This window comes from Bacillus sp. JJ1503 (genome assembly GCF_036965125.1).
Classification (GTDB): Bacteria; Bacillota; Bacilli; order Bacillales; family Cytobacillaceae; genus Cytobacillus.
The window spans coordinates 1-5,627 of the sequence record NZ_JBALOZ010000345.1; the positions used below are offsets into that span (position 1 = coordinate 1).

Here is a 5,627-nt window from a genome sequence, read left to right on the forward strand (position 1 = left end):
TGAACATGAAATTGAAAAAGCGTTAAAGAGAATTGTATGGCTGGAAAATGGTGCCTATCTAATTTTTGACGAGGCGGAGGCATTAACGGTCATTGATGTGAATACAGGGAAATACTCGGGTAAACAAGACCTTTCGGATACGATATTAAAGACAAATGAATGGGCAGCAGTTGAGGCCGCTAGACAAATTCACCTTCGCGATATTGGCGGTATGATCTTAATCGATTTCATTGATATGAAGAAGGAAAAGGATCGGCAGCATATTATTAGCTTGTTAGAGGGTGAGCTTAGGAAGGATGAGAGACGGACAAAAGTAATAGGCTTTACCCCGCTCGGAATCCTGCAATTAACGCGGAAGAAGACTAAGCCTGCCCTATTAGAATCCTTGACGATGAAGTGCCCAAGCTGTGAGGGGACAGGTCGTGTATTAAGTCCAGAGTCAATCGCTTTTCGCTTAGAAAGAGAGCTATGGGAGCATAAAGGCGGGGACTATGAGGCCGTCTTCATAGAAGCTACACAAGATGTTCAAAGGACCTTCTCTGGAGAGAAAAATGTCCACAAGGAAAGAATGGAGGAATTGCTCGGTCTAGAGATTATTTTTAGCGGCAGTGATTCTTTAAAACCAAGTTATGAGATTCGGCAATATGGAACTTCAGCTGATTTAAGAAAAAAGCTAGAATCCAATTGACATTTCGGGGCAATTTATGATAGGATTTTCATGTTATGTTTGTAGCGCACCCGTGCTACAACCGCTCAGAACAGGTTATAAGCTTTTGCATTACTTTCAAGTAATGTAAGACGCCTGATGATGGCGAGTCTTAGTCTAAGAGGAGGTGCAGTTCATGTACGCGATTATTGAAACTGGTGGCAAGCAAGTACGTGTAGAAGAAGGTCAAGCTATCTACATCGAAAAGCTAAATGCAGAAGCAGGCGAAACAGTAACTTTTGATAAAGTTCTTTTCGTTGGCGGAGACAATGTAAAAGTAGGAAGCCCTGTTGTTGAAGGAGCTACTGTTACAGCTAAAGTTGAAAAGCAAGGCCGTGCGAAGAAAATTATTGTTTTCAAGTACAAAGCGAAGAAAAACTATCGCAAAAAGCAAGGTCATCGTCAGCCATACACTAAAGTTGTGATTGAAAAGATCAACGCTTAAGGCGATTAACATGATTCAAGTTACGGTGAATCGAAAAGAGTCCGGTATGATTCAGTCATTTGAAATAAGCGGCCATGCCTTTTTTGCTGAAAGAGGGAATGATATTGTCTGTGCAGGCGTATCAGCCGTATCGATTGGCGCCATTAACGCGGTGCATGCTTTAATCGGCATTACACCCGATATTGAGCAAAAGGAGGATGGTTTTCTCCGCTGTGCAATTCCGGACAATTTGCCGGAAGAAACAAACGAGAAAATTCAACTTCTTTTAGAAGGAATGGTTGTCTCATTGCAGACGATCGAAGAGCAATACGGGCAGCATATAAAAATGACCTTCAAAAAGCAGGAGGTGGAATAAATGTTACTAAAATTAGATCTTCAGTTATTTGCTTCTAAAAAGGGAGTAGGTTCAACGAAGAACGGCCGTGATTCTATCGCGAAGCGTCTAGGTGCTAAGCGTGCTGATGGTCAGTTCGTAACTGGTGGTTCTATTCTTTACCGTCAACGCGGTACTAGAATTTACCCAGGTGTAAACGTTGGTAAAGGTGGAGATGATACACTTTTCGCGAAAGTGGATGGTGTTGTTAAATTCGAGCGCCTTGGCCGTGATCGTAAGCAAGTAAGCGTATATCCTGTAGCTCAAGAAGCATAAGGAATGCTTAGGAAAACTCTAGCCTAAATGGTTAGAGTTTTCTTTTTGGTTTGAATCATGTATATTTTGCTTACGTTAGCTTGGTTTTTTGATATACTAACAGCAAGTGACACTTAACTTTATTCAGCCATTTTCATCCATTACTATAGGCTGTTAGATGAATGCAAAATAGCTATTCAATTAAGTCGAGCTAAAAAAAGGCTGAATAAAGTTAAGCCTCTGGCGGATGCCTCAGATTTTTCAGAGGAATTTATCGAGCGAGCTCAGGTAATCTGGGCGCAAATACGCCAAGGCGAATTTGATTTCATGTGTAGGAGTGCATGTATGAAGACTGATTGGGATGTAATCGAGGTGCTGCGTTACGCACGCCACGACTGGTTAAACAAAATCCAACTAATAAAAGGAAATCTGGCATTAAATAAAATTGACCGGGCTAAAGAAATTATTAATGAAATTGTTGTTGAAGCCCAAGCTGAAGCTAAGCTGTCTAACTTGAATATTCCTCAATTCGCCTCCTTGCTTCTTACATATAATTGGGAAAATCATTCGTTTCAAATTGAATATGATGTAATGGAAAGTTCAGTGAACGGTTTATTGGATGATGATTGGCTTACAAATTGGACTAGATCTTTTTTCGATTATTTGGATTCATCTATTAAGCCGTTTTATGAGAATCATTTATCTGTTACAATTGAGCCGCAAATGGATGGAACCCGTTTCTTTTTTGATTTTAGAGGGATAATAATAAATAAGATGCAGCTAGAGCAATTTTTGGAGATAAAAGGATCAACATATCCAGAAATTGTTATTCAAAGCTGGACTGAACAAGAATTATCATTTGATTTTTTAGTTTCCCCTAGAAAATAATCCATCATCATAGTACATAATGAAAACATACAGTTCTTGCTGTTCTATGAAATGGGAACAGCTAAGACGGGAGGAATAATATGTTTGTCGATCAGGTAAAAATTTATGTTAAAGGCGGAGACGGAGGAAATGGCATGGTTGCCTTCCGCCGTGAAAAATATGTTCCTAAGGGAGGACCTGCGGGCGGAGATGGCGGTAATGGCGCAGATGTCGTTTTTGAAGTGAACGAAGGTCTGCGTACACTAATGGATTTCCGTTATCAGCGCCATTTTAAAGCTACCCGCGGGGAGCATGGCATGTCCAAAAACCAGCATGGCAAAAATGCTAAAGATATGATTGTTAAGGTTCCCCCTGGAACAGTTGTTACAGATGTAGAAACAAATGAGATCATTGCTGACCTTACTGAGCATGGCCAAAAAGCTGTTATTGCAAGAGGTGGCCGAGGTGGAAGAGGAAACTCTAGATTTGCTACTCCATCTAATCCAGCACCAGAATTATCAGAGCATGGAGAGCCGGGAATCGAGAGAGAAGTCATTCTTGAATTAAAGCTTTTGGCGGACGCTGGGCTTGTTGGTTTTCCAAGCGTAGGCAAATCAACGCTATTATCTGTTGTTTCTTCGGCAAGACCGAAAATTGCAGAATACCATTTTACGACTATTGCTCCAAATCTAGGTATGGTTGAAACCGAAGACGGGCGCAGCTTTGTCCTAGCAGACCTGCCAGGATTAATTGAGGGGGCACATTCTGGAGTTGGTCTTGGCCATCAGTTCCTAAGACATATTGAACGTACCCGGGTTATCGTTCACGTCATTGACATGGCGGCAACAGAGGGCAGAGATCCATATGAAGACTACTTAACCATTAATAAAGAATTACGAGAATATAATTTACGATTAACGGAAAGACCTCAAATTATTGTTGCAAATAAAATGGAAATGCCTGGAGCGGAGGAAAACCTTCAAAAGTTCAAAGAGCAAATTGAAGAGGATTATCCAATTTTTCCAATATCGGCGATTACAAGACAAGGGTTAAGAGATTTAGTATTTGCCATTGCTGACAAAATTGAAAAAACACCTGAATTCCCGCTTCATGATGAGGTCGAGACAGGTGTTCATCGCGTAGTCTATAAACATGAAGCTGAAGTATCAGAATTCGTTATTACAAGGGATTCAGCTGGTACATTTATTGTTTCAGGAGACGCGATTGAGAAGCTCTTTAAGATGACTGACTTTTCTAGGGATGAATCTGTCCGCCGTTTTGCAAGACAGCTCCGTGGAATGGGTGTCGATGAAGCTCTCCGTGAAAAAGGGGCAAAGGACGGGGATACAGTAAAGCTTCTTGATTATGAATTTGAGTTTATAGAATAATCTCAGGATGGCTTAATGGAGTGTAGGTATGAGACAGGAGAAATTCGATAAGAAATTTTATCTCGTTCGGGAAGATGTTCTTCCGGAGGCTATGAAAAAAACATTAGATGCTAAAGAAATGATTGAGAGAGGGAAGGCAGAATCCGTTTGGGATGCCGTGCAAAAGGTAGATTTGAGCAGGAGTGCCTTTTATAAATACAGGGATACTGTCTTTCCTTTCCATACGGTAGTCAAAGAAAGATTAATTACTTTATTTTTCTATCTGGAAGATCGTTCAGGTACTTTATCTCATCTACTTGCAGTGGTTGCCTCTTCTGGGTGCAATGTCATGACAATTCACCAAACGATCCCTTTAATGGGGAGGGCAAACGTCACCCTTTCCTTAAATATTACTGCGATGGCTATTGAAATTGAAGAACTGCTTGCAAATTTGAGAAAGCTGGAGTTTGTTGAAAAAGTTGAGGTGCTCGGCTCAGGTGCATAATCTTTGTACCTATTCCGGCCCTGATTTTTTCTTTTACGGGCAGTTTATCAAAACAATCAAAATTGATTACTTACATTCTTCGTGTAAAGTGGTAAAGTATTAGTATGAAAGAATGCTTGTAATTAAAGGGAGAGATTTTTCGTGAAAGTAGGTTATTTAGGTCCGAAAGCAACATTTACTGATATCGCTGTACGGGAAATGTTTCCCGAAGAACAGGCTGTGCCCTATTTAACAATTCCTGATTGTTTTGACGCTTTAATAGAGGATGACATTGAAGTAGCTGTAGTGCCACTAGAGAATGCACTTGAGGGATCAGTTAATATTACGCTTGATTATTTAGTTCATGAAGTGGATCTTCCAATTGTTGGGGAAATAACTTGTCCGATTAGGCAGCATTTTATGGTTCATCCAGCAAATAAAGATCATTGGAAGGAAGTTGGTGTTGTTTACAGTCATTCTCACGCTTTAGCTCAATGCCATAAATTTTTGCATAAGGAGCTTAAGGGGACGCCATCTGAAAAAACAACATCGACTGCTGCTGCAGCTCAATTTGTAAAGGAGCATCCAGACATTAAAGCGGGTGCCATTGCCAACGAGCTCGCGGCAAAGGAATATGGTCTTGAAATCGTACGTGAGGATATTCACGATGTCAGCTATAATCATACACGTTTTATAGTTCTATCGAAGAACGAGGTCTCTTTACGGGAAGAGAAAACATCATTTAAGGGCTACAAAACTACCGTTATGATTACTTTGCCATCTGATCGTTCCGGAGCTCTTCATCAAGTGCTGTCCGCCTTTGCCTGGAGAAAATTAAATCTTTCTAAAATTGAATCAAGGCCAATGAAAACAGGACTTGGAAATTACTTCTTTATAATTGATGTGGATATGAAGCAGGATGATGTTCTCATTCCAGGAGTAGTCGCCGAACTGGAAGCATTAGATTGTAAGGTAAAAATTTTAGGAAGCTATCCATACTTTCAGCTCGGAATGGAAAAAAGCCGAGTGCAACATATATGAGTAATTACGGCATTGTAAAATGGTTCGATAATGTTGAGAAAAATTTCAAATAACAACAGAAAAATGAACGCTCAAAATCACTTTGAGCG

The 5,627-nt window shown here is 40.4% G+C and carries 8 protein-coding genes and 1 other annotated feature; all 8 genes read left to right on the forward strand.

Translation table 11 applies throughout. The features are described from left to right. Positions 1 to 688: ribonuclease E/G (locus V7149_RS22205; RefSeq protein ID WP_335347764.1), on the forward strand; the 688-nt coding region annotated here is incomplete at its 5' end. Between the two features lie 49 nt (positions 689 to 737). After that, positions 738 to 829: a sequence feature (ribosomal protein L21 leader region), on the forward strand. Between the two features lie 13 nt (positions 830 to 842). After that, positions 843 to 1,151, forward strand: coding sequence for a 50S ribosomal protein L21 (gene rplU, locus V7149_RS22210; RefSeq protein ID WP_066292891.1), 309 nt, complete (start codon positions 843 to 845; stop codon positions 1,149 to 1,151). A 10-nt stretch (positions 1,152 to 1,161) separates the two neighbouring features. Then, positions 1,162 to 1,506 carry a ribosomal-processing cysteine protease Prp gene (locus V7149_RS22215; RefSeq protein ID WP_335347765.1) on the forward strand — a complete coding sequence of 115 codons (345 nt, stop codon included), beginning with the start codon at positions 1,162 to 1,164 and terminating at the stop codon, positions 1,504 to 1,506. Beyond that, positions 1,507 to 1,800, forward strand: coding sequence for a 50S ribosomal protein L27 (rpmA, locus tag V7149_RS22220; RefSeq protein WP_066292897.1), 294 nt, complete (start codon positions 1,507 to 1,509; stop codon positions 1,798 to 1,800). 324 nt (positions 1,801 to 2,124) lie between these two features. Further along, positions 2,125 to 2,667, forward strand: a complete 543-nt coding sequence (locus tag V7149_RS22225; protein WP_335347766.1) for a sporulation initiation phosphotransferase B — start codon at positions 2,125 to 2,127, stop codon at positions 2,665 to 2,667. A gap of 80 nt (positions 2,668 to 2,747) precedes the next feature. Continuing rightward, entirely contained in the window at positions 2,748 to 4,034 is a 1,287-nt protein-coding gene (obgE, locus tag V7149_RS22230; protein WP_335347767.1) for a GTPase ObgE, read from the forward strand. A 28-nt stretch (positions 4,035 to 4,062) separates the two neighbouring features. Further along, the gene (locus V7149_RS22235) at positions 4,063 to 4,518 is read left to right on the forward strand and encodes an ACT domain-containing protein (RefSeq protein ID WP_066292905.1); all 456 of its coding nucleotides are present in this window, start codon (positions 4,063 to 4,065) and stop codon (positions 4,516 to 4,518) included. A 141-nt stretch (positions 4,519 to 4,659) separates the two neighbouring features. Next, positions 4,660 to 5,538: a prephenate dehydratase gene (pheA, locus tag V7149_RS22240; RefSeq protein ID WP_335347768.1), complete on the forward strand. Its 879-nt coding sequence runs from the start codon at positions 4,660 to 4,662 to the stop codon at positions 5,536 to 5,538. The last annotated feature ends 89 nt before the right edge of the window (positions 5,539 to 5,627 follow it).

Excerpts from the sequence above, each read along its gene's own strand:
- V7149_RS22225 (WP_335347766.1), top strand. The coding sequence starts at position 2,125 with ATGAAGACTGATTGGGATGTAATCGAGGTGCTGCGTTACGCACGCCAC.
- V7149_RS22215 (WP_335347765.1), top strand. The coding sequence starts at position 1,162 with ATGATTCAAGTTACGGTGAATCGAAAAGAGTCCGGTATGATTCAGTCA.
- rpmA (WP_066292897.1), top strand. The coding sequence starts at position 1,507 with ATGTTACTAAAATTAGATCTTCAGTTATTTGCTTCTAAAAAGGGAGTA.
- V7149_RS22235 (WP_066292905.1), top strand. The coding sequence starts at position 4,063 with ATGAGACAGGAGAAATTCGATAAGAAATTTTATCTCGTTCGGGAAGAT.
- obgE (WP_335347767.1), top strand. The coding sequence starts at position 2,748 with ATGTTTGTCGATCAGGTAAAAATTTATGTTAAAGGCGGAGACGGAGGA.
- rplU (WP_066292891.1), top strand. The coding sequence starts at position 843 with ATGTACGCGATTATTGAAACTGGTGGCAAGCAAGTACGTGTAGAAGAA.